Source organism: Pseudomonas saxonica (assembly GCF_007858365.1).
GTDB classification, from domain to species: Bacteria; Pseudomonadota; Gammaproteobacteria; order Pseudomonadales; family Pseudomonadaceae; genus Aquipseudomonas; species Aquipseudomonas saxonica.
This window is the reverse complement of record NZ_VFIO01000003.1, coordinates 371,754-395,750: the sequence shown is the minus strand read 5'-3', so window position 1 is coordinate 395,750 and position 23,997 is coordinate 371,754. Positions and strand designations below refer to the sequence as shown.

Below are 23,997 nucleotides of genomic sequence, written 5' to 3'. Positions count from 1 at the left end.
TCATCGCTCAATTACAGTGTTTGGGCCGATGGGCAAATATTTCAAGCACTATTTTCAGGAAGTCATGCGGGTTGTGACCCGCGTCAGTCTTTGATGCAGGCCAAGACCCGCGTGGCCGGGCCTTTGCCGATTCATATCAAAATGCAACAGAGGTCTGGACGTATAAGGTTCGTGGCTCACCCACGTATTTGCCTTTGTTGTTGTCGTCAAACGAGCGGGTGTAGTACTCGTGGTTGAGGATGTTTTTAACCCCGAAGGCCACATTCAGGTCAGCCAGTTTTGGGCCGAAATCGTAGGCGACGCGACTGTTGAAAATCATGTAGCCAGGGATCAGACCCGTGCTGCCGTCAGCACTTTCTGCGCGGGTGTTGGCGTTATCGGCGAACTGATTGCTCTGGAAGTTGCTGTCCAGGTTGGCCTTCCATGGGCCCTGGGTGTAACCAACGCCCAAGGTGCCCTTGTTTTTCGAGGAGAACGGCACACGATTGCCCTTGTTGGGGCCATCTTCGCGGATAGTTGCGTCAACGTAGGCGTAGCTGGCGTACACATCAAAACCGGACAGTATCGGGCTGACGTCGTCGAGCGCGTAGTTGACGCTGGCCTCGATGCCTTGATGGCGGGTTTTGCCTCGCGCGATCACCGTGTCGGTTGTCTGGTTGCTGTCATATTGATTATTGAAGTTGATCAGAAATGCGCCGATTTCCGCTCTCAGGTTGCCATTGTCGTAGCGTGTGCCGATTTCCCAAGTGCGTGCTTTTTCCGGTTTTACTTCACCGCCGGTGACACGGTTGGGCATCTGGCTGTACTGCACGCTGCCGAATGAGCCTTCAGTGTTGGCGTAAATATTCCAGGAGTCCGTGACGTGGTACATCACGTTCAGGGCTGGCAGCGGGGTGTTGTAATCGCCCTTGTACTTCACGTTGGTCAGCAGGTTGGTTTGCTGTTGCTGGATCATTTCATAGCGAATGCCGGGCGTGAACGTCCATTTTCCGATGTCGATTTTGTCGTCGATAAAGAACGCGTGGGCTTCAGTGGCGCCACGGGTGTCACGGTCATTGCGGCTGTTGGTGGTTGGCAGTTCGTTGGCGGCTATCGGTGTGCGGTAGCGCAACTCGTGACCGGCTTCGTTGATGTAGCGATAGCCCATACCCACTTCATGTTGGCTATTGCCCAGGTCAAAGCCTTGGGCCAAGCGTGTTTCAATGCCGCGTACCCAGTACTCGCGCGGTGACAGCGACAGGAAGGTGCCCTGATCCAGATAACCGCTGCGCAGGGTCTTGGTGAAGAAGCTGTTGACCGTGAATTCGCGGCGGTCCTGCTGGTAGCGATAGCCGAAGTTAACCAGTGTGCGACGGCCCCAGAATTTGTCGTTCGGGCGTGTGGACTGATACGGGTCTGCCTTGAAGGCCGCAGTGCTCAGGCCGCCGGGCATGTCAGCTTCGCCATCGTAATACTGGGCCATCGCATTAAAGCTATTGGCTTCGTCGAGCTGGTAGTTGCCTTTGAGAATCAGGTCATCAATGCGCGTGTCGCTGTGTTCACGCCAGTCGCCGCCGCGCACGCCGGAATACAGCAACGCACCCCCGAGCCCATTGTCGGCCGTTCCCCCCGCCAGCAGGTTGGCGGTTTTTTTGAAGCCGTCTTGGGTCGACGAGGGACTGGTCTCCGTTTGGAAGCCGGCTTTGACAGTCGGTTCGTCGGGAATCGCTCGGGTCACAAAGTTGACGATGCCGCCGACGTTTTGCGGCCCATAACGTACCGCGCCGCCGCCGCGTACGACGTCTACCGCGTCCATATTGCCCATGCTGATGGGGGCGAAGGACAGTTGCGGTTGGCCGTAAGGAGCGAAGGGTACGGGAATGCCGTCCATCAGCACTGTCGAACGGGTGGCAAGGCGCGGGTTCAGCCCGCGAATGCCGAAGTTCATCGCCATGTCATGGCTGCCGGTGCCGTTGTTTTCCGGCGCGTTGACACCTGGGATACGGTTGAGCACTTCACGGGCGGATGTCGCGCCCTGACGCTCAAACTCCTCGCGGCGGATCACGTCACGCGCGCCGGCGTGCTCGAAAACATTGGTTTGCTCGGCATCGCCCAACCAGTCGCCGACAACGGTCGAGGCGCCCAATTCAACGCTTTGCGGGGCGCTCTGCTCAGGCACGGGTTGCAGGCTGAATGCGCCTTGCCCTTCGGCGCGGGCTTGCAGGCCGGTGCCTTCAAGCAGCGTCTGCAAGCCCAGCTCAGGGCTGTAGTCGCCATTGAGGCCCTTGCTCTGAATACCGCTGGCAACTTCGGAGCTGAATGAGATCATCACGCCCGCTTCGCGACCGAACTGGTTCAACGCGTTTTCCAGGGTAGACGGGGCAATGTGATAGTTCTTTGCGGATTCGGCAAATGCCATCGGCAGGGCGCTGAAGCTCAAGCTGGCGCCTAACAACAAGCGGGCCAAAGACGTGAGACGAAAAGGCTGGGCGGGCATGAAAACATCCTGAGAAGGTCAAAATTGAAGGGGCTTACCTTCTCTGTCACGCCAGATTTGAAAACAGCTCATGTTTTTTAAACAATAAGTTCCGTAACCCGTAGCAGCTGCCGAAGGCTGCGTCCGGCGGCGAAGCCGTCGTAAAACCAGAAGACCGCACGCTCAGGTTTACGATTGCTGCGCAACCGAACGCAGCCTTCGGCAGCTGCTACGGGGATGTGCAGCGCATTCACTCAGGCTTTTGCTTCAACTGTTACCCAGTACCGTGTGAAGCGTTTGACCCGCACGGGCAAGCTGACCGTTAGCAAGTCGAGTACCCGCTCGCTGTCATCTACCGGGTAGGTGCCGGAAATGAGCAGGTCAGCCACCTTGGGGTCGCAGTTCAACTGGCCACGGCGATAGCGTCCCAGCTCAGTCAGAAAATCCCCCAGACGCATGTGCGCGGCCACCAGCATGCCGTCAGCCCAGGCCCCACTGCCGGCGTCCAGCGGACGCGGGGTACTCCATGCCTGACGGTTAAAACTGACTTGCTGATGGGCTGACACAAGCAGCGGGCTGCCCGAGTGGGCCGTTGGCGCAAGGGCAACCTGGCCCTCAAAGATCGACAGCTCTGTGCGCTCTGCAAACTGACGCACGTTCAGGCGTGCCACCTGTGGCTGCACGCTGCCGTGGGCGGTCAACACGTGGAAAGGGCGTACATCTTGGGCTGCGGTGAGTTGCATCTCGCCTTCGAGCAAGCGAATCACGCGTTGTTGCCCATCAAAACGCACATCCACGGAACTGGCAGTGTTGAGCTGAATCTGGCTGCCGTCGTGCAGGTGCAGCGTGCGCCGCTGGCCGACCGGGCTGCTGAAGTCCGCCAGCAGGGGCGTGATGGGCAATTGATCGCGCAAGCTGTAGGTCAAAGCTGAACCAGCCCCCAACAACAGCAATAATTTCAGCGCTTGACGTCGGTTGTGGCTTTGCGGTGCATTCAGGGCCGCGTGGGCGAGGGGAGAGGATAAGCCGCGCAAGCGCTGGTTGATCCGCTGAATATGCTCCCACGCACGTTGGTGCTCACTGTGGGCCTGCAACCAGTGTTCCCAAGCGTGCTGGCGGTGCGGGTCAAGCGGACCCTCTTGCATTTCCACCAGCCAACTCACGGCCTGTTCGGCGACGCCCGAAGAAATATCGCCCGGGCTATTGAACGCGCCGTTCACAGGGCGAAGTAGCAGCGCAGGGCGGCTTTATTCAAATGGCGCTTTACAGTGGCAATCGAAATGCCGAGTTGCGCGCCGATGGCGGCGTAACTCAAACCATCGACCTGAGCCAGTAAGAAAGCGCGCTTAACGGGGGTGGGCAGGCCGTCGAGCAATTGGTCCAGCTCCATCAGGGTTTGCAGAATGATGGCCCGTTCTTCTTCAGAGGGCGCGAGCTGTTCGGGCATGTCGGCCAGTGCTTGCAGATAAGCGCGCTCCAGGTCCTGACGGCGGTAATGGTTGGACAGTACGCGCTTGGCAACCACGGTCAAAAATGCCCGGGGCTCGGCAATGCTGGGTGTTTCGCGAGCGCTCAGCAGTCGCATGAAGGTGTCCTGAGCCAGATCGGCAGCACTGTGCGGGCAGCCGAGCTTGCGCCGTAGCCAACCGGTGAGCCAGTTGTGGTGGTCCATATACAGGACTTCGACGGTATTTGACGGCGACAACGACCACTCCATGGCGCGCGGATAACGCTTTAGAGAACAAGAATTGTTCGCATTGTAGGGTCGGGGGATTGTATTGGGCAATCACCGCTGATCAAACACGGGCACGCAGGCCGTCATCTGCTTTTGCATATGAGAATATTTATCATTAGTATCGCTTTCCCTTTCGACCTGTACTGCGACGTTCATGAATCCTCCCGAACTCAAGGATGGCCCCGACCGCGAAGCGCGCCACGGGCGAGCGTATTTTTTGCAGGTGTTTTTGTCTCAACGTTTGCAGATGGAAGCGCTGGTCAGTCGCCGTGTCGGCTGCCGGGCCACGGCGGCGGATCTGGTGCAGGATTTGTTTCTGCGTTTTTGGCGCAGGCCGCTGGTGCAGGTTGAAGAACTCAGCACCTATTTACTGCGCAGTGCTGGCAACATCGCGATTGATCACCTGCGCAACGAAGGTGTGCGCGGGCGGCTGGATCAGCACTGGCAATGTGAACCGGATGCCCACGGCAGCGAACCTCAAGCCGCCCTGGAGGCGGGCAATGATTTGCGCCAGGTCGAGGCCGCCTTGCGCGGTTTGCCTGAGCGCACGCGACATATTTTTTTGCTTAACCGCATTCACGGTCGCACCTATGCCGACATCGCCAACGTCATGGGCGTGTCCCAAAGCGCCGTCGAAAAACATATGATGCGCGCCCTGGAGGCCTGCAAGGCCAGTTTGCGTGAGCCCAGTGCAGGGAAAGTGTTGTGACCAATCGTTCGAGTATCCCTGTCACCCCGGAGCAGGAGCGCACGGCGCTTGCCTGGCTCAGTGTGCTGCATGATCAGCCCGGCAGCGGTGATCAAGCCACCTTCAGTCGCTGGCTTCAAGCCGACCCGGCCCATGCCCAAGCGTACGCGCAGGCGCAGGTGGTGTGGGAGTTGAGCGAAGTGGCTGGCACGACGCTGGCGGATGAAGAGGCATGGGTGTTGCAGCGTTACCTGTCTGCAATGGACGTGACCCGGCGCAACAGGCGCAGGTCTTGGTCGGGTGGGTTGGCGATCGCGGCCAGCGTGTTGCTGATGGTGGGCGTGCTGGCGGGCTGGCAGCCCGGGCGTTGGGTCGATGATCTGGGCGCGGATTACGTCAGTGCGCCGGGGCACGTGCAAACTGTGCAACTGGCCGATCAATCGCAGGTCACGCTGGATGCCGACAGCGCCATTGCCGTTAACTTTAGCGGCGGTGAACGCCATGTAGAGCTGCGCCGCGGTGCGGCGTATTTTCATGTCACCCACACCGGTGCACCTTTTGTCGTGGAGGCTCACGGCGGTGAAGCGCGAGTGTTGGGCACCGAGTTTGAAGTGCGTTTGCAGCCTGAGGGCGCGCAAGTGACGGTGCTGTCCGGGCGGGTGGGGGTAAAGGCCGATAAAACCGCGACGCAGCAGATAGTCACCGGCGATCAACAAGTTGCTTATGACGCGGGTGTTGTAAGCGATGCGGTGCATCGAGTCGACAGCCAGAGCCGTCTGGCCTGGCGCACGGGCTGGTTGACCTATGCCAATACGCCGCTGGCGGAGGTTGTGGCGGATCTCAAGCGCTATTACTCAGGGAATATTGTGCTGCTGAACAGTCAGTTAGGTACGCGGCGAATCAGCGGCAGTTTCCCCAGCCATGACCCTCAGGCGGTGCTCAATTCGTTACAAGGTGTGCTCGGGTTTGAGCAGCATCGAGTGTTCGGGCTGATAGTGTTGCGTTGATGTGAACCCGTGAGGGTAAAAATTTATTTTCACTGCGTAAGTGAGGTAAACCCCAGGCTCATTCGTGTAGTGCTTGAAAATGCGAAAAATTCGTATTCCGTATCAGGTCGCACACAGGTCATGAGCATGAAGTACAGGGCAAGTTCGGTGAAGCAGTGGTTGGGAGCTTCGGCACTCGTGATGGCCGGGTTGGCGTTGAACCCGCTGTACGTGGCAATGGCCAGTGAGGCGCCGCAGCATCAAACCAGTGCACTGTTTGATTTCAATCTGGCAGCCCAACCCTTGCCGCAGGCCTTGAACGATTTCAGTCGTCTGACGGGGCTCAGCGTGGTCTACACCGATCAAGCGCCCCTTGGCCTGCAAGCTCCGTCGGTTAAGGGCCGCATGACGGCTGACAAAGCCTTGCAGCAGTTGCTTGCGCTGTCAGGCTTCAATGCCCGGCGCACGGACGCCAATACCTTTGCCCTCGAACCCTTGCCCACAGTCGGTGCGCTGAACCTGGGTGCTACCAGCATCACCTCGCAAACCTCCATCGACACCAGTTACCAGCCCCCCGCCGTGTCATCGGTGATGCGTGGCAGCGGTTCGTCCATGGAAGTCCCGCAGACCATCAACGTGGTCGCGGCACAGGTGATTCGCGATCAAGCGCCACGTAACTTGGATGATGCGCTGAACAATATCAGTGGCATCACCCAAGGCAACACATTGGGCGGCACACAGGACTCGGTGATGAAGCGCGGTTTCGGCGACAACCGTGACGGTTCGATCATGCGCGATGGCATGCCGCTGGTGCAGGGGCGGGCATTGAATGCCGCCACCGAGCGCGTTGAGGTGCTCAAAGGGCCAGCCTCGCTGCTCTACGGTATTCAAGATCCGGGGGGCGTAGTGAACGTGGTCAGTAAAAAACCGCAACTTGAGCAGTACAACGCGCTGACCGTGCGTGGCTCAACTTACGGCTCGGGCAAAAACGGCAGCGGCGGCAGCCTGGACAGCACCGGCCCCTTGGGCGATTCGGGGCTGGCTTACCGGATGATCATCGACCACGAAGATGAAGATTACTGGCGCAATTTCGGTCTGCACCGCGAAACCTTGATCGCCCCGTCGCTGGCCTGGTTTGGCGATAACACACACGTGCTGCTGGCGTACGAGCACCGCGAATTTCTGACCCCTTTCGATCGCGGTACGGCGATCAACCCGGCCACCAATCACCCGCTGGATATTCCGGCCACACGCCGACTCGATGAACCGTTCAACAACATGGAAGGACGTTCTGATCTGTACCGCCTTGAAGTCGATCACGACCTTAACGATGATTGGAACGCCCACCTTGGTTACAGCTGGAACCGCGAAACCTACGATGCCAGTCAAGTGCGAGTCACGGCGGTCAACCCGACGACGGGCACCCTGACCCGGAAAATGGACGGCACTCAAGGCGCCATCACCACAGACCGTTTCGCCACCGTCAGCCTGCAAGGCAAGGTGCAAGCGGCCGGCATGCAGCATGACCTGGTGTTTGGGGTGGATGATGAGTACCGCAAAATCTACCGCGCCGAATTGATTCGACAAAACAGCGCGTCCAACTTCAGCTACCTGAACCCGGTGTACGGCAATGAAGTGGCCGGCACCACGGTGAGCGCCAGTGACAGCAATCAGACCGATCTGCTGCGCAGCGACTCACTGTTTGCCCAGGATTCAATCCATCTGACCGATCAATGGATTCTGGTGGCGGGTGCACGCTTTCAGAAGTACGACCAACTGGCGGGCAAAGGTATTCCGTTCAAGGCCAACACCGACACCAACGGTGTGAAGTGGATACCGCGAGCCGGCCTGGTGTACCGCTACACCGATGAGCTGTCGTTCTATGGCAGCTACACCGAGTCGTTCAAACCCAACTCCACCATCGCCCCGTTGACCGGTGGCCTGGTGCTGGATTCGGCCATTGCCCCGGAGCAATCCAAGTCCTGGGAGCTGGGCGCCAAGCTGGATATTCCTGGGCGCATCACCGGCACCGTGGCCCTTTACGACATTAAAAAACGCAACGTGCTGGTGTCGACTACGGTGGGTGAAGATACCGTCTACTCAACCGCCGGACAGGTGCGTTCGCGGGGGCTGGAGCTGGATGTCAGCGGTCAGTTGAGCGATCAGTGGAGCCTGATCGGCAGCTATGCCTACACCGATGCCGAAGTGACCAAAGACGCGACCTATCAAGGCATGCGGTTGCAGAACGTGGCGAAAAACAGCGGCTCGTTGTCGGCGGTGTATGACTTCGGCAATGTGGTGGGTGGCGACAAATTGCGCGTGGGCGGCGGGGCGCGTTATGTGGGTGAGCGCGCGGGTGATGCGCTGAATGACTTCGAACTGCCGGCCTACACCGTGGCGGATGCGTTTGCCACCTACGACACCCATGTTGAAGGGCAAAAAGTCAACGTGCAGCTCAACGTCAAGAACCTCTTCAACCGCGTGTATTACACCTCGGCGGCCAGCCGCATGTTTGTCTCCATGGGCGATGCAAGGCAGGTGTCCATTTCCACCACGTTGGAGTTTTAGAGTCAGGTTTATGGCTTGAACGCCGCGCGGAACTCGCTCGGCGTGGCGCCCAGGCTCTGCCTGAAGCGATTGGCAAAATGGCTGGCGTTGGCAAAACCGCACGCCAAGGCGATGTCTCCCAAACCCAAGGTGCTGTTGCGCAGCAGTTCGCGGGCCCGGGCCAGTCGACGCGTTAACAGGTATTGATGCGGCGGCACACCGAAGCTTTCTCGAAACATGCGCGCAAAGTGATAGGGCGACAGCGCGCACTGGTCGGCCAGTTGACCAATGCTCAGTGGCTCGGCCAAGGAATGTTCAATGCGCTCCACCAGCTGGCGGCGTTGCCAGGCGGCCAGCCCACCCTTGAGTTGCAGCCCGTTGCGCATCCCCACCTGAGTCAGCAGGGCATGATCGAGCAGGGCGCTGGCCAGGCTGCTGGTGAGCAATCGCTCGCCCGGTTCACTCCAGTTCAACGTCAGCAGTTGATGAAACCGCTGAGTCTGGCGCGCATCATCCAGAAACGTAAACTCACGCAGTTGCAGGGTACGCGGCTCTTTATCCAGCAGGCTGATGCACCCCAGCGCGAACTGCTCCTGGCTGACATAGACATGGGCCAAGCGAATCTCGCCATTGATGACCCACGCCGATTGATGCTCGGCAGGCAACACGCAGAGCTTGCCCGGCGCGCCCTTGGCACTTGGCTGGTCGCGGCGAAACGTACCGGTGCCACCCGATATGTAGCAAGACAAAGTGTGATGACTCGGCGCCTCATAATCGCGGGCGTCGTGATGGTTGGTCCATAAGGCCGCAGCCATTCCGTCACCGAGCTCGGCACTGTGCTCAAGGCGAGCATTGGGCGAGCGGCTCATGGATTGAAAGACTTGCAGGGTATCGAAAACGGGCATGTGGCCATCGTACTCCCTCGCCTCACGACTGCCAGCCCCGGCGCTACAAAAGCGCAAGAATCTGCAAATGCAGGTGCGCATCAGGACGCACACTGAAGGTCATCTTCAGGAGCGTGCCATGAACCTATCTTTGTACTTATTGACTGTGTTGATTTGGGGCACCACCTGGCTGGCGCTCAAGCTGCAATTGGGCGAAGTGGCCATTCCCGTATCGATCGTCTACCGCTTTGGACTGGCTGCACTGGTGTTGTTTGCCCTGCTGTTGCTGAGCCGAAAATTGCAGGTGATGAACAAACGCGGGCACTTGATTTGTCTCGCACAAGGGTTGTGCCTGTTTTGCGTCAACTTCATGTGTTTTCTGACTGCCAGCCAATGGGTCACCACCGGCCTGATTGCCGTGGTGTTTTCCACGGCCACCCTGTGGAATGCCTTGAACGCACGGATCTTCTTCAAACAAAAGATCGCCCGCAACGTGCTGCTGGGCGGTGCGCTGGGCTTGCTGGGACTGGGCTTCCTGTTCTGGCCGGAACTGAGCGCACACACCGCCACCCCGCAAACGCTGCTGGGGTTGGGGTTGGCATTGCTCGGCACGATGTGTTTTTCAGCTGGCAACATGCTGTCCAGCCTGCAGCAAAAGGCCGGCCTCAGACCCCTGACCACCAATGCATGGGGCATGTTGTATGGCGCAAGCATGCTGGCGCTGTACTGCGCGCTGAGCGGTATCCCGTTCACGATGGAATGGAATGCGCGCTACATAGGCTCATTGCTGTATCTGGTGATCCCGGGATCGGTGATTGGCTTTACCGCCTACCTCACGCTAGTGGGTCGCATGGGGCCGGAGCGGGCTGCGTATTGCACCGTATTGTTCCCGTTGGTGGCGCTGAACGTATCGGCCTTTGCTGAAGGTTATCAGTGGACGGCACCTGCACTGATGGGGCTGATACTGGTCATGTTGGGCAATGTGCTGGTGTTTCGTAAGCCCAAACCTGTATTGATGAGCGCCAAGCTGGCTTGACCTCACCTGCGCCGGAGCGAGCATTGCCCGCCCCGGCGTGGTTGTCAGCCTTTGAATACCTGCGGGTTGACCAGATCCTGCGGGCGTTCACCCATCAGCGCACTGCGCAGGTTGCCCAGCGCGCGGTTGGCCATTGCCTCGCGGGTTTCATGGGTGGCCGAGCCAATATGCGGCAACGTCACGGCATTTTTCAGTTGAAACAAGGGCGACTCGGACAGTGGCTCTTTTTCATAAACATCCAGCCCGGCGCCCCGGATCGTGTTGGTTTGCAAGGCGTGAATCAACGCGGCCTCATCCACCACCGGGCCACGGGAAATATTCACCAGAATGGCACTTTTCTTCATCAGGCCCAGTTCGCGGTGGCTGATCAGGTGCTTGGTTTTCTCGCTTAACGGCACGACCAGACACACAAAGTCCGACTCGGCCAGCAACTGATCCAGCGTTCGGAACTGTGCGCCCAGCTCATGCTCAAGCTCGGTCTTGCGGCTGTTGCCGCTGTACAGAATCGGCATATTGAAGCCCAGACGGCCCCGGCGTGCCACGGCGGCCCCGATATTGCCCATGCCGACAATGCCCAATGTCTTGCCATGCACATCGCTGCCGAACAACGCGGGCGGCACACTGGCCTGCCACTGACCGGCCTTGGTCCAGGCGTCGAGTTCGGCGACCCGGCGGGCCGTGCTCATGATCAGCGTAAAGCCCAGATCGGCTGTGCTTTCGGTCAGCACGTCCGGGGTATTGGTGAGCATGATCCCGCGTTCGTTGAAGTAGTCGACATCATAGTTGTCGTAGCCCACCGACACACTGGACACCACTTCAAGCTGTTTGGCATTTTCCAGTTGTTGGCGGCCCAGCTTGCGACCGACACCGATCAAACCGTGGGCATGTGGCAATGCTTCCTCAAACTGCGCGTTGAGGTCGCCGCGTTTGGGGTCTGGCACGATGACGTTGAAATCCTGTTGCAGACGCTCGACCATCTCGGGGGTGACGCGGCTGAAGGCAAGTACGGTTTTCTTGGTGCTGGAAAGACTCATGTGAACAAGACTCATCGGCTGTCGGGAATGTAAGCACGCTAACATTCCTTGCCGCGTTTTGCAGCGTCTGGTGTGTAGGGTGGTAGTTGTTTGACTTATTTCAGGTGTAACGCCCTTTAGGCTCATGATTATTTAAATCATGAGCATCGACCATGACCACCCTCACTGCAGTATCTTCAGAATCATCTTTGCTATCAGAACCGCAACAGGCGGCTCTTGAAGTGATCAATCATGTTCGCACGCAGATTTATGCCCGGATGGGCACACTCACTCAGTCCGAAAAAAACAACTACCTCAGGCTCCAACATCAATATGCCAGCGCTTTTCTGGCAGTTGAGAAGGAAGATAAAAGAATAAAAGATAGGTTTTATACCGAGGGGCTCGAACGCCTTAAATCGCGCTTGCTGGCAGTGACGGGCAAAGTGATTGACCCTGAAAAAACATATTTTCATGCCCTGTACCTACACATTCCGAACACGCGAGCCACACGAGAGACGCCATCAGAGCCCGGTCTGGAAACATTGCCCGACCCTCAAGCGATAAGAGACGAAAATGCTCCCGGTGTGCATGTGGCGAGCATGACCCTGTGGCAGGCAGCCTGCATGAACTTTGGATTTCTCGCTTATTTCGCAAGCTTTCGCAGCGGTAGCCAGGTCAGTGCAAGTTTCATCAATAACCGGCCCGGTGGGAATTTCCGGCAGAGCCGAACCCCTGAAAGTATTGATCGCACTACCTTGATAGACGTCACCGCGTTCGTTGATATCGCCCGTTCGTTAAATCTTGGGGCGCGGTTAAAGAATGATCTGGTCACCGCTTTATCCGAGGAGGGTGCGCTCAAGACATGCATGCGCCACAGTATTAAATCGCACCTGCGCTTCAGTGTGATGGAGCTGTATAGAACGTCGAGTCACACCCCCGCGATAAAAGAAAAGCTGATTAAACTTTCCAGGGAGTTAGACCAGGCTCGGTCAGCCTTGAAAATAAAAAAAGTCATTATGACCATGGAATTCACCCCCCTTGAATTGCTATCAGGCAGTGGGTTTAACCCGCAGTCGGGGTTTTCAATGGCAAGGCCTCATTCGCCCGACCGAGAAAGTACGGCGCACCATATCAATATGCCGTTGTATCAAATAGAGGACGTGGAGAGCGGGGCACTTTACAGTTTTTTTCCGGGGCGCCCAGGGGGCGAATTACGTTTTCAAACGTCAGAGCGTCAATTGCAGGATGAGTTTAAAGCGCAGTATCTCAGTGCTCAGACCCGCAAAGAGTTGTCATGGTTTGATCGTCAGTTAACACCGTTGGCACTGCGTAAAATCACTCAAATCACCCGTGTTCCTACCCGCCCGGCCAATCTGACTCCGGCAGCTGAGTGGCTCTATGATGTTGTACAAATGGTCAATAAACGCCAACCGCTTAAAGAACTGGGCTTTCGAACATGGACGATCGGACGATCTCTGGCGAGCGATTTGTATGAGCATCAATCAGGTCTCTATTCCAATCGTCTGGGGCAGCTGGCTGTCGAAAAATCGGATGTGGATCTGGAGGAGCTGACGAATGCACTGCTGACTTTTTTCGAAGAAACCCTGGGCGTTCTATTAACGCCCGTTCCGGGAGCACTCAAAGGTTTAACCCGTACGGTTCGCTATTTATTTCTTGGCGTGACGGCCCAAGGTTTGATCCGGGGTCTGGAGCAGGCTGCTCAGGATGACAGTACCGAGATACTGCAAACCCTCACTGATGTGCTGGACATGGTGCTCAGTGTGCCGCTGCATACTCAGTTGGGCAAAATCGCCCTTGCCCGGCATATGAAGGCGCTGAATCGCATTGGAAACCCGCGAAAGATTATTCGCCCCAGTGGCCAAGCCGAGTTTTGGCACACAGACCTGGCTGGCTATGTACTGGCTGCCCCACAATTAATAGAGAAGCTTGAGGGGGATGCCCACGGGATCTATCGCTTTGAAAACCGCGACTATGTCGTGCTGGATAAAGATGGCCGCCAGTATGTTGTCGAAGTTCATGCTCGTGAAGAAGGCGGTAAACGCTTCCTCATGCACGCCGATGCCACTGTTTATCAACCGCCAGTTGAGTTTGATCCGGTAACGCGTCATTGGCATTTAAGTGTTGATGACAGTCCCACCCTGAACGATCAGCAACTGCTCTGCCGAATGCTCCCTGGTTTAACCGAAGTTGAAGCCCGGCCAATACTCAACATCAGTGCTGTGAGCCGTCGAAGTTTGGAGCGGGTCTGGTCTGGCGACGTACCAGAGGGGGCATTGATTGACGCGGTCACGCGCTATATGGCCGACAAGCGAATTGAACGCATGATTGAGGGGTTAGCCCAGCACCCGCAAACCCTTGTAGAGCTAGACCGCCCTGTATTGGCACTGTTGACCCAAATAGAGCACTGGCCAGCAGACATGGCATTGAAGGTGTTCGATGAGCGGGGAAGACTGAGTGAGGTCTATGGCAAAGGCATGAGTCTGGAAGGGCTGGCTCGCTCGATAGACCTCAAGCGCCTGGACGATGGTGAGCTGGTACTGAACGCCACTGTACTGTTCGAGCCTTTTCCTGGGTCAATTTTGTCGCAAATCGTAGACGTGTTGCCGCTGCCCCCTCCAGACAGGCGCCTTGAATCACTGGATGAAACGTTACTGGCCCAGATGCTGTTGCTGCGGCTGCGGCTCAATAAGCAGAGCGTATTCAATAGCCTGACGCTGAGCAGCGATCGAGTCCGTCAAGACCCTGCTGTGCAGGGCCTGCTGGAGCGCGTTTATTATCCGCTGCAACTTAACCCGCTCATCCCTTCTTCAGCGCTGGTCAGTTCATTGCGCACATTCCATCCCGAATTGTCACAGGCACGTTGTGCCCAGTTAGTGAGTGACTATCCACAGTTGCAGCACTATCAACACCTGCTGATCAATTCTGCCGCATCCCGCTCGAGCCCATATTCTCGTTTGATACCCGAAGACTTGTACGACGCCATACACCGTGTCAAAACATGGGTGCGTCGTGAGCGTTTACTGGATGCTATCTATTTTCCCCGTGCCTTCAATGCCGATGCCGATGGGTGGTTTCGGGCAATGATGACGGCCCTCATCAAGCGCGAGTGGGGTCTTGATTTAGTGATCCATTCAGTGGAACACAACACAGAGGGCACCCTGGCGGTCTATCAATATTCCAGTCAACAGGTGCTCTTGCTGGATCACGGACATGGGGTTTATAGCGCTTATAACAAACAGGCATCTTCACTCCCTGACCGTGGCGCAGATAGCTTCTTTAACGCCCTCCGGCTAGAACTACAGGCTTTGCCGCGAGCTGGCAGCCTGTCCCGTTTACTTGAGTACCGTGCCTCTGACTGGAGAAAAATAGTGGGGGACGAACTCGTGCAGTATCGGGCGCCTGATGGCCGATTCGCCATGGCCAACCCCCAGATAGAAAGCTATGCACATCCGACATTAACGTGGACCGGGGAAGAGTTTAGAAATACCGCGGGTATTTACAACATCGAGGCGACCCCTTGCCTCGTATTGGAAGGGCACGTGTATGAAGTCGAGTCTTTTGATCGCTCGTTCACTAACAGGATTGTGCATCCCACCCTGTTTTCAAGTGTGCCTGTTTTGGTCTATGGCAATGGGGCTGGCGCTTGGAGGCATGAATATGAAAGGCCTCTAGAATGGCAAGGTCATCAATTGTTCAGACGGTTGGGCCAAGCCGAGGGCCGGTTTAACAGCGAGCAAATCGACGCCATCATGAACGTCAGTGGCATCACCGAGGACATCATAAGAAGGGTGCATGTCAACCAAGAACCACCGCCGCCCCTCTTGATCGATACCATGCGCCGTTTCGCGCATGTTCAGCGGCTTGAAAACTTCCTTTTAAAATGCACAACCGACAGTGACCTGGGGGTTGTGAGCGAACTGATGCTGTCATTTGATGAGCCTGATCGCTCCCGAATCACCGCGCCTTTAACCACCACTCAACTTCACGCGTTGCGTCGTGTAGTTGCGCCCGGCGACACCCTGGCTGAAATGCTGACTCATCGTGCGGAGCATTTGAACTATGCGCATGTGCTCTTTCATCATTTGAGCCACGCCAATAATGTCATGACCCCTGCTTTATTTGATCTGATGCTTCAGGTCTCTGAGCACATGGCCACCCCTGCGTTGAGTTTAATTAGACGGGTATTTCCAAGCCTTCCGACTTATATCGCAGAAGATTTGATTAACGCAGCCAATCAGCTTGAAACGGACCAATTGGCCGAGGGGCGTATTCCTTTAAGGTTGGCCGAGGAGGCGCGCTGGTATGTACGCCACATACGAATGAACCGGGCACTGGAGGGTTTTTATTTTCCGGCGCTGCAAAACAACGACAGTGTGAAATTGCTGTTTCACAGTCTTGGGCAACAACCGGATTGGCCTGAGGAAATGTGCATTGAAGTGCGTGAAAACAGTCTTTCCGGTGCGTTGATCTGTCGGCTGGGGGGCGAAAAGGCTCCAGTCCAATTGAGCTTGTTGAAAACAGCGACGGGCTGGAAAGCTATCTCGCCACGCGCCAACGGTGGCACTGCTCAGGGGCGCGATATTTTCACCCTCTTGTGGGCCACACTTTCAGAACGCCAGCGGAGCGTGTTGAAGTTCAATTACCCTGGCGGCGAGGCTTTGCTCAAGGAACAGTTGACGTTAAGAGCCGTCGAAAGCCGAGACGCCTATTTTGGCGTGTTGGGCGTCGTCGTGAACCGGCCCTGGTTTTCGCCCCCCAAACGATTGGCAGACGGTCGTATTGGTTACTCACTAAGCGGTCGCGGTTCTGCAACGGATCAATTTTTTGCAGACAGTGAGTTGCGCCAACGCTATGAAAAGATATACCCCGCCAGTGTTAATGGGGAATCAACGCGAGCCATCCTACGCATGCGAACGAGTGGGCTCAATATTGACCAGGAGCTTGCCCGGCTTGAAGGTGAAGCCCGCACGCTCGTGCACCAACTCAATACGTGGGTTGAGCAAAGGCCAGACGTCGACACCTTCGATGTGGGGGCGCAATACCACAAGCATGATTTGAGCTTGGCTCTGACTAAGGCGTGGCGCAAAGAAATACCTGCGGTCACGGATTCCAGAGGAGCAGTACTGGGCTATAAGTTGGTGCTTCAAAATTGGCGTGTCAGTACCTTGCCCGTACTGAGTGCCGACTTTTCTCATATCCGTGAATTGCACATGACGGGACTAAGAGTCGGCGCTGGCATGGCGTTTGGAGTCGAATCCAATATCAATCAGTTCATACGCAGCTTTGTGTCTTTGACGTCCTTGAAAATAGATGACAGCAGGCTCGCGCGCTTTCCAGAGGCCATAGGTGCACTGTCAAATCTCAAGGAGCTTTCACTTTCAAATAATGGGCTGCGTCTATCTCAAGAGGATCAAGCCAAGGTGGCTGGGCTGGTTCATTTACAGTCCTTGAATCTAAGTGGTTGTCTGTTGACGGGGCGATTCAATGTCACGACGCTCACCGAGCTGCGAGAGTTAAACCTGTCCCGTACACAAGCCATTATCTGGCCGTTGGGCGTTATGCAATTGAACAACCTGAGCCACTTGGATTTAAGCGATAACAACATCCTCACGGTGCCGCAAGAGGTCTTGAATGGCTCGCTCACCCTCAACAGAGGCACGTCCCTTGCGGGTAACGAACTGGCGCCTGCCGGCATCCAGCAACTGCAGGTTTATCAGATGCGCACCGGTATTGATTTTGGGCTGCATCTTGAGGCCAATCATCCACCGTTGCAGGCGTTTAACGATGGGGTGTGGCTCGAAGGACTTGAGCCGGATGAGAGGCAGGCCATGTTTAAACAATGCCAAATGCTTCGTCAGGACCCCCGTGCCGAACGCTTTTTCAAGTTGATCGAAGCACTGCAAACAACAGCTGATTTCGGCAATGCCCCTCAAGATTTGGTAAGCCGTGTTCAACAAACACTTGAAGCGATCGCTGAGGATGAACGTGTACGCAGCTTGGTGTTCGCTCAGGCTTCAAAGCCTACGTTGTGCTGCGATTCGATCGCCGTGCGCTTTAGCCAGTTGGAAATTCAGGTACAGGTGTCCAGAGCCCTGGCGGACGATGATCCTGATCGCGCTGAATTGAGTCTGGCGCGCCTTATCAGGGGGCAATTTCGTTTAAAAGTCTTGGATAACATTGCTGTCGAAGAGGGCCGCAAGCGAGGGGGCGCAGTGGATGTACTCGAAATTGGGCTCACTTACAGACTGGCACTGGCTGATGCGCTGGCGCTGCCCGCTCAACCCAAAAAAATGATGTTTCCAGCGCTTGGCCACGTGGAGCCTGATGAGATTGAGCGAGCCAAGGTTGCCATTTTGGCCATGGACAATGGTGAGTTGATGTTGGACCACATGACTCGCGATCCATTTTGGGATGAGTTTCTGAGGGGGCGTTACGCGGATCAATTTGATGCGGTGTATAGCGAGAACCATCAAGTCGTTGACGGCAGCGATGTCTACGACGTTGAACGCTACGACAAAAAAATTCAGACGTTACAGAACACACTGACCCTTGCCGCATTGGCCAGGCTGAGCAGCAATTGAAGGCAGGCGCCTGTGTGATCCAGGCGCCACCCTGACGTGCTCTTCCAGAGCTGCGGGAATCCGGCTGCCCTGGAGTGTCATCCCCGGCCTTTAGCTATACGCCGCCAGTTCTGTCTGGTGCGCAGCCAAGATTTCAGGCAGTGACCCTTTCAGGTATTCGACCCAGGTTTTGATCTTCGCATCCAGATACTGACGAGACGGGTAAATGGCATACAGGTTCAGTTCTTGCGAGCGGTACTTGGGCAGCATGCGCACCAATGTGCCGTTGCGCAGGCCATCAATCGCCGCGTACACCGGCAACACGCCCACGCCCATGCCGCTGGTGATCGCCGTTTTCATCGCATCGGCCGAGTTGACCAGAAACGGCGAAGAATTGATCAGCACCATTTCCTGACCTTCGGGGCCTTCAAACACCCACTTGTCCAGCGCAATCACCGGACTGACCAGACGCAAACAGGCATGGTTGAGCAGGTCGCTGGGTTTGTCCGCGGTGCCGTTGGCTTTTACGTAGCCCGGGGAGGCACAGACGATGCTGTACGTAATGCCCAGGCGCTGGGAGACAAACCCCGAGTCCGGCAACTCGCTGGCCAGCACGATGGACACGTCGTAACCCTCGTTGAGCAAATCCGGTACACGGTTGGCCAGCGTCAGGTCAAAGGTCACATCGGGGTGGGTTTTGCGGTAGCGGGCAATAGCGTCGATCACAAAGTGCTGACCGATGCCGGTCATGGTATGCACTTTGAGTTGGCCAGCAGGGCGTGAGTGAGCATCACTCGCCTCAGCTTCTGCTTCTTCGACATAGGCCAGAATTTGCTCGCAACGCAACAAATAACGTTTACCGGCTTCGGTCAGGGCGATGCGCCGGGTGGTGCGGTTGAGCAGGCGGGTTTGCAGGTGGGCCTCAAGGTTGGAGACCGCGCGCGATACGTTAGCGGTAGTGGTGTCCAGCATCGCCGCCGCCGCCGTGAAACTTCCGGCTTCGGCCACGCAACTGAAGGCGCGCATGTTTTGCAAAGTGTCCATGAAGTGCTCTCAAGGGGCTAAAAGGGGACAGCAACCAGTTACACAGCGTCAAATTGTGACACGAAGTTTCAAGCATTACCGACAGGTTTACATTCGACTAACGGATTATCCCAGTAACGGTAATAAAGATTCACCGTTTTGCCAGCTTATCGTTGTGATAACCACGTCCTAAACTAGTCTCCTTCATTACTTACCCCCCCCTCCTTTTCAGGAATCAGCAGCAGTGCCACGTCGCATGAGCAGGGAGCTTAAAACACTGAGTGTTTTGGCTTTATCGTTAGCATTAAATGGTTGCATCGGTTTCGGTGGCATCGGCCCCAAAGGCACAATGCTCGCACCCAATGCTTTAGCTACCGACGAGGCGATTCAAAACGCCACGCAAGACGCACATTGGCCCAAAGCCCAGTGGTGGAATGCCTATGGCGATCCACAACTCAATGAGTGGATCAACATGGCCGTGCAGGGCAGCCCAACCATGGCCATGGCCGCTGCGCGCGTGCGTCAGGCCAAAGCAATGGCGGGTGTAGCTGAATCGGCCGAGTCTGTGCAGGTCAACGGCGAAACTGCTCTTAAACGTCACAGATGGCCTTCGGACAATTTCTATGGCCCCGGCGATCTGGACAAGACCACTACGTGGGATAACGCCGCCTCATTGGGCTTCAGTTATTCCCTCGACCTGTGGGGCCTTGACAGCAACACCACAGAGAAAGCCGTGGACATGGCGCACATGACGGCTGCCGAAGCCCGTCAGGCTCAGCTCGAATTGCAGAACAACGTGATTCACGCCTACATCCAGTTGTCGCTGCACTATGCCCAGCTCGACATCATCGAGTCGACCTTGCATCAGCAAGAGCAGATTCTCGATCTGGCGCAAAAACGTCTGGATGGCGGTATCGGTACGTATTTCGAAGTCAGTCAGGCGCAAGCGCCACTGCCCGAAATTCATCGCAAGATCGACGCTCAGGAAGAAGAAATTGCCCTGACGCGCAATCAGTTATCAGCGTTGGCGGGTAAAGGTCCGGGCGAAGGCGCACGCCTCAAACGCCCGACACTGATGCTGGGCACCGCCCTTAAATTGCCTTCCAACCTGCCGGTTGAATTGCTGGGCCAACGCCCCGATGTGGTTGCCAGTCGTTGGGAAGTGGCCGCACAGGCACGGGGTATTGACGTTGCTCACGCCGGTTTTTACCCTAACGTCAATTTGATGGCCAGCTTGGGTTTTGTGGCCACAGGTGGCGGGGCGCTGGAGTTCCTGGCTGCTAAAAAGCTCACCTACAACGTTGGCCCTGCGATCTCGCTGCCCATTTTCGACGGAGGTCGTCTACGCTCCGAACTGGGTGTTGCCTCCAGTGGTTATGACATGGCCGTGGCCAAGTACAACCAGACGCTGGTCAATGCGCTTAAAGGGATTTCTGATCAGTTGATCAAGCGTGAGTCCATGGACAAACAGCAAGTGTTTGCCCGTGAGTCGGTTGAAGCCGCGCAGAAAACCTATGACATCGCCATGGTCGCTTACCAACGGGGCTTGACCGACTACCTCAACGTGCTCAATGCGCAAACCCTGTTGTTCCAGCAGCAGCAGGTTCAGCAAGTGGTCGAAGCCTCGCGCTTGAGTGCCCATGCCGAGCTGGTGACGGCATTGGGTGGTGGTCTTGGCGCCGGTAACGATGTGCCAAAAGCCGATCGTTACGCGCCCGACAAACCACCGGCAATCATGAAGATGTTCAGTCGCTGATATTCAACCCTGATGGCTAATTTTGAGAGCCTGTAGATGAACCATTTACCCGCCCCGGTACGCTGGTTGCATTCCCTGGAATGGCGCCGAGGCTTTTACGAATGGGCACGCACTGACGGCGTGACCTGGGTCCATATTTTCAAGGTGCTGACAGCCGCGTTTCTGACGTTGTGGCTGGCCATGCGCCTTGAGTTGCCACAGCCGCGCACCGCGATGATCACCGTGTTTATCGTGATGCAACCACAAAGCGGTCAGGTCTTTGCCAAAAGTTTTTACCGGTTTTTAGGCACCCTGACCGGCTCGGCAGTCACCGTTGCGTTGATCGCCCTGTTTGCCCAGAACACCGTGTTGTTCCTCGGTGCGATGGCGATCTGGGTCGGTATATGCTCGGCGGGTGCGGCCCGTTGCCGTAACTTTCGCGCCTACGGATTTGTGTTGGCCGGTTATACCGCCGCCATGGTCGGCTTGCCTGCCCTGGCGCATCCGGACGGTGCGTTCATGGCGGCCGTGTGGAGGGTGCTGGAAATCTCGCTGGGCATCCTCTGCTCAACCCTGGTGAGTGCCGCCATCCTGCCTAAAACGGCGGGTGCTGCGATGCATGACGCGTTGTACAAACGCTTTGGCGTGTTCGCCGGCTTTGTCGCTGAAGGCCTGCGCGGCAAGTCTTCGCTGGAAGACTATGAAGCCAAGAATGTGCGCTTCATCGGCGAGAGCGTCGGTCTGGAAGGCATGCGCAGCGTGACCGTTTTCGAAGACCCGCATATGCGTCGTCGTAGCGGGCGATTGAGCCGTCTGAACAGCGAATTCATGGCCATCACCACGCGCTTCAATGCCTTGCACCAATTGCTCGCCCGTCTGCGCAGTCGCGGGGTGGTGCAAGTGGTAGAGGCCATTGAGCCGGAGCTGGAGTTACTCGCCCAGTTGCTCGACACCTACGCCGGTCGCTCTTTGACGGATAAAGACGCCTCTGTTTTAGCCGAACAGCTGAGCGCGTTCAAAGCCGGCTTGCCTGGTCATGTGCGGGCACTGCGGGTGAAGTTTCTGGAAAGCGAACCCAGCCCTTCGGACTTCCTCGATTTCAACACGGCGTATGAGCTGTTATTCCGCTTCGTGGACGACATGCACAACTACGCGTTGACCCATGCGTCGCTGGCCGATCACGTTCATGAGCGTGAACGCTGGGACCAGCCTTTTGTTTCGCAGACCAACTGGTGGTCGGCGGCAGCGTCGGGCATACGGGCGGCGTTTATTCTGGCCGTGCTGGGCACCTATTGGGTCATGACGGCGTGGCCTAGCGGCGCCACCATGACCCTGATCGCAGCAGCCACGGTCGGCTTGTCGGCGGCCACGCCCAACCCCAAACGCATGTCGTTTCAGATGGCCTGTGGGACTTTCCTGGGCGCGATCATCGGCTTTGTTGAAATGTTCTTCGTGCTGCCCCATATCGACGGTTTCGCGTTGCTGTGTGTCGTGCTGACGCCCGTCATCATGTTGGGTTCGTTCCTGACCTCACGGGCCAATTACGTCGGCGTAGGCTTGGGCTTGCTGATCTTTTTCACATCAGGCTCGGTGCCCGACAACCTGACCATCTACAACCCGTACCAATTCATCAACGACTATATTGCGATGGTGCTGGGGATGCTGGTCTGTGCAGCGGCAGGTGCGATTATTCTGCCGCCCAACAGCCGCTGGTTGTGGAGCCGTCTGGAGCAAGACCTGCGTGAACAAGTGGTGTACGCCATCAGTGGCAAGTTGCGTGGCTTGAGCTCCAGCCTTGAAAGCCGTACCCGTGACCTGATGCACCAGGCCTACGGTCTGGCCGCGGGGAATCCGCAAGTGCAACGCACGTTGCTGCGCTGGATGTTTGTAGTGCTTGAAGTGGGGCACGCCATTATCGAGTTGCGTAAAGAACAGGCTGTGTTGCCGGTTCACCCGGCGTATGCCGAGTCTCAACCCTGGCGTCAGGCCATTCGGGTCATGGGCCGGGCGCTGGTTCGGCTCTTTATTGCCCCGAGTGAAAGCAACCTGGAACGTGCGCTGATAGCGGTCGATCATGCAATCAACCGAGTGCAAGCGACCGACGAACCCTTTGCCCGTAACTTTGATACTTCGGCACTGGTGCGCGTGCAGAGCTACCTTCACTTCATACGTTCGTCACTGCTTGACCCGCAATCACCGCTGGCGGCTTATGCCCAGCCGCAAGGAGTTGAACATGCCTCGTGAAATCGCCTTTCATGGCGTCTACATGCCGACCATGACCCTGATGTTTTTTATCGCGGCCGTGCTGGCCTGGGGCTTTGACCGACTGTTTTCCGGCTATGACCTGTACCGCTTCTTCTGGCATCCGGCGCTGTTGCGTCTGAGCCTCTTTGCTTGTCTTTTTGGCGCCATGGCGCTCCTTGTTTACCGTTGAGACCGATCGATGAAAAAGTTCTTTAGCCTGCTTGCCACCTTGCTGGTTCTGGCCCTTGCGATATGGATCGGCCGGACCTTATGGGTGCATTACATGGAAACCCCGTGGACCCGTGATGGCCGGGTGCGCGCCGACATTATCAATGTGGCCGCGGACGTAAACGGCTATGTGGTCAACGTGCCAGTCAAAGATAACCAGCTGGTGAAAAAGGGCGACGTACTGCTGGAAATCGACCCCGAGCATTACGAGATTGCTGTCAAACAAGCCGAAGCGCTGGTTGCCTCGCGTAAAGCCACATGGGAGATGCGCAAGGTCAACGCTTCACGCCGGGCGCAGATGGACAATCTGGTGATTTCCCGCGAAAACCGCGATGACGCCAGCAACCTGGCCAGTGCCGCGTTTGCCGATTACCAGCACGCGCTGCAACAACTGGAAGCGGCAAAACTCGACCTCAAGCGCACCAAGGTGGTGGCGACGGTGGATGGTTACGTGACCAACCTCAATGTGCACAAAGGCGACTATGCCCGCGTCGGCGACCCGAAAATGGCCGTGATCGATAAGGACTCGTTCTGGGTGTATGGCTTCTTCGAAGAAACCAAATTGCCGCATATCCGGGTGGGCGACAAAGCTGACCTGCAAATGATGAGCGGTGAAGTGCTCAAGGGGCACGTCGAAAGCATCTCGCGCGGTATCTATGACCGCGACAACCCGGTGAGCCGTGAGCTGGTGGCGGACGTGAACCCGACCTTCAACTGGGTACGACTGGCCCAACGGGTACCGGTGCGTATTCACATTGACGAAATACCCGACGGTTTCTTGCTGGCGGCGGGCACCACCTGCACCGTGATCGTCAAACCGACGGATGAAACAGCGCAGTGAT

The 23,997-nt window shown here is 56.8% G+C and carries 15 protein-coding genes; 9 read left to right on the top strand and 6 right to left on the bottom strand.

The annotated features are described in order from the left end of the window. Window positions 1-136: 136 nt before the first annotated feature. The 3 genes from fecA to FJD38_RS11490 all read right to left on the bottom strand — a co-directional run bounded on the left by fecA (window position 137) and on the right by FJD38_RS11490 (window position 4,160). Window positions 137-2,476, bottom strand: a complete 2,340-nt coding sequence (gene fecA, locus FJD38_RS11500) for a TonB-dependent Fe(3+) dicitrate receptor FecA (RefSeq protein ID WP_146385391.1) — start codon at window positions 2,474-2,476, stop codon at window positions 137-139. 233 nt (window positions 2,477-2,709) lie between these two features. Then, window positions 2,710-3,675: a FecR domain-containing protein gene (locus tag FJD38_RS11495; RefSeq protein WP_122786446.1), complete on the bottom strand. Its 966-nt coding sequence runs from the start codon at window positions 3,673-3,675 to the stop codon at window positions 2,710-2,712. Next, window positions 3,672-4,160: a sigma-70 family RNA polymerase sigma factor gene (locus tag FJD38_RS11490; protein WP_122786447.1), complete on the bottom strand. Its 489-nt coding sequence runs from the start codon at window positions 4,158-4,160 to the stop codon at window positions 3,672-3,674. Before FJD38_RS11490 ends, FJD38_RS11495 begins: the two co-directional genes overlap by 4 nt. Before the next feature lie 184 nt (window positions 4,161-4,344). On the opposite strand from FJD38_RS11490, the gene FJD38_RS11485 reads away from it, so the two are divergent. The 3 genes from FJD38_RS11485 (at window position 4,345) to FJD38_RS11475 (ending at window position 8,432) form a co-directional block, all read left to right on the top strand. Further along, window positions 4,345-4,899, top strand: coding sequence for an RNA polymerase sigma factor (locus FJD38_RS11485; RefSeq protein WP_122786448.1), 555 nt, complete (start codon window positions 4,345-4,347; stop codon window positions 4,897-4,899). After that, entirely contained in the window at window positions 4,896-5,885 is a 990-nt protein-coding gene (locus tag FJD38_RS11480; protein ID WP_146385389.1) for a FecR family protein, read from the top strand. Before FJD38_RS11485 ends, FJD38_RS11480 begins: the two co-directional genes overlap by 4 nt. A 126-nt stretch (window positions 5,886-6,011) precedes the next feature. Continuing rightward, window positions 6,012-8,432, top strand: coding sequence for a TonB-dependent siderophore receptor (locus FJD38_RS11475; RefSeq protein WP_425281168.1), 2,421 nt, complete (start codon window positions 6,012-6,014; stop codon window positions 8,430-8,432). Between the two features lie 8 nt (window positions 8,433-8,440). Here FJD38_RS11475 and FJD38_RS11470 read toward each other — a convergent pair whose 3' ends face one another. Next, window positions 8,441-9,316 carry a helix-turn-helix domain-containing protein gene (locus tag FJD38_RS11470; RefSeq protein WP_146385385.1) on the bottom strand — a complete coding sequence of 292 codons (876 nt, stop codon included), beginning with the start codon at window positions 9,314-9,316 and terminating at the stop codon, window positions 8,441-8,443. A gap of 118 nt (window positions 9,317-9,434) precedes the next feature. Between FJD38_RS11470 and FJD38_RS11465 the strand changes: the two genes are divergently transcribed. Next, window positions 9,435-10,331, top strand: a complete 897-nt coding sequence (locus FJD38_RS11465) for a DMT family transporter (RefSeq protein ID WP_146385383.1) — start codon at window positions 9,435-9,437, stop codon at window positions 10,329-10,331. 44 nt (window positions 10,332-10,375) lie between these two features. Here FJD38_RS11465 and FJD38_RS11460 read toward each other — a convergent pair whose 3' ends face one another. After that, a complete protein-coding gene (locus FJD38_RS11460) occupies window positions 10,376-11,365 on the bottom strand; it encodes a 2-hydroxyacid dehydrogenase (protein WP_146385381.1) in 990 nt (329 codons plus the stop codon). A 152-nt stretch (window positions 11,366-11,517) separates the two neighbouring features. Between FJD38_RS11460 and FJD38_RS11455 the strand changes: the two genes are divergently transcribed. After that, the gene (locus tag FJD38_RS11455) at window positions 11,518-17,946 is read left to right on the top strand and encodes an NEL-type E3 ubiquitin ligase domain-containing protein (protein ID WP_146385380.1); all 6,429 of its coding nucleotides are present in this window, start codon (window positions 11,518-11,520) and stop codon (window positions 17,944-17,946) included. Window positions 17,947-18,036: 90 nt separating this feature from the next. Here FJD38_RS11455 and FJD38_RS11450 read toward each other — a convergent pair whose 3' ends face one another. Then, entirely contained in the window at window positions 18,037-18,969 is a 933-nt protein-coding gene (locus FJD38_RS11450; protein WP_122786454.1) for a LysR family transcriptional regulator, read from the bottom strand. Between the two features lie 223 nt (window positions 18,970-19,192). On the opposite strand from FJD38_RS11450, the gene FJD38_RS11445 reads away from it, so the two are divergent. Genes FJD38_RS11445 through FJD38_RS11430 form a run of 4 tightly spaced genes read left to right on the top strand, consistent with a single transcriptional unit; the run spans window position 19,193 to window position 23,996 of the window. Next, the gene (locus FJD38_RS11445) at window positions 19,193-20,704 is read left to right on the top strand and encodes an efflux transporter outer membrane subunit (RefSeq protein WP_122786455.1); all 1,512 of its coding nucleotides are present in this window, start codon (window positions 19,193-19,195) and stop codon (window positions 20,702-20,704) included. 36 nt (window positions 20,705-20,740) lie between these two features. Continuing rightward, complete coding sequence (locus tag FJD38_RS11440; protein ID WP_122786456.1) at window positions 20,741-22,927, top strand: FUSC family protein; 2,187 nt, start codon at window positions 20,741-20,743, stop codon at window positions 22,925-22,927. Beyond that, window positions 22,917-23,117, top strand: a complete 201-nt coding sequence (locus FJD38_RS11435) for a DUF1656 domain-containing protein (RefSeq protein ID WP_122786457.1) — start codon at window positions 22,917-22,919, stop codon at window positions 23,115-23,117. The genes FJD38_RS11440 and FJD38_RS11435 overlap by 11 nt, the downstream gene beginning before the upstream one ends. A 9-nt stretch (window positions 23,118-23,126) precedes the next feature. After that, entirely contained in the window at window positions 23,127-23,996 is an 870-nt protein-coding gene (locus FJD38_RS11430) for an efflux RND transporter periplasmic adaptor subunit (protein ID WP_122786458.1), read from the top strand. Window position 23,997: the final 1 nt, after the last annotated feature.

Excerpts from the sequence above, each read along its gene's own strand:
- fecA (WP_146385391.1), bottom strand. The coding sequence starts at position 2,476 with ATGCCCGCCCAGCCTTTTCGTCTCACGTCTTTGGCCCGCTTGTTGTTA.
- FJD38_RS11485 (WP_122786448.1), top strand. The coding sequence starts at position 4,345 with ATGAATCCTCCCGAACTCAAGGATGGCCCCGACCGCGAAGCGCGCCAC.
- FJD38_RS11475 (WP_425281168.1), top strand. The coding sequence starts at position 6,012 with ATGAAGTACAGGGCAAGTTCGGTGAAGCAGTGGTTGGGAGCTTCGGCA.
- FJD38_RS11470 (WP_146385385.1), bottom strand. The coding sequence starts at position 9,316 with ATGCCCGTTTTCGATACCCTGCAAGTCTTTCAATCCATGAGCCGCTCG.
- FJD38_RS11465 (WP_146385383.1), top strand. The coding sequence starts at position 9,435 with ATGAACCTATCTTTGTACTTATTGACTGTGTTGATTTGGGGCACCACC.
- FJD38_RS11460 (WP_146385381.1), bottom strand. The coding sequence starts at position 11,365 with ATGAGTCTTTCCAGCACCAAGAAAACCGTACTTGCCTTCAGCCGCGTC.
- FJD38_RS11455 (WP_146385380.1), top strand. The coding sequence starts at position 11,518 with ATGACCACCCTCACTGCAGTATCTTCAGAATCATCTTTGCTATCAGAA.
- FJD38_RS11450 (WP_122786454.1), bottom strand. The coding sequence starts at position 18,969 with ATGGACACTTTGCAAAACATGCGCGCCTTCAGTTGCGTGGCCGAAGCC.
- FJD38_RS11440 (WP_122786456.1), top strand. The coding sequence starts at position 20,741 with ATGAACCATTTACCCGCCCCGGTACGCTGGTTGCATTCCCTGGAATGG.
- FJD38_RS11435 (WP_122786457.1), top strand. The coding sequence starts at position 22,917 with ATGCCTCGTGAAATCGCCTTTCATGGCGTCTACATGCCGACCATGACC.
- FJD38_RS11430 (WP_122786458.1), top strand. The coding sequence starts at position 23,127 with ATGAAAAAGTTCTTTAGCCTGCTTGCCACCTTGCTGGTTCTGGCCCTT.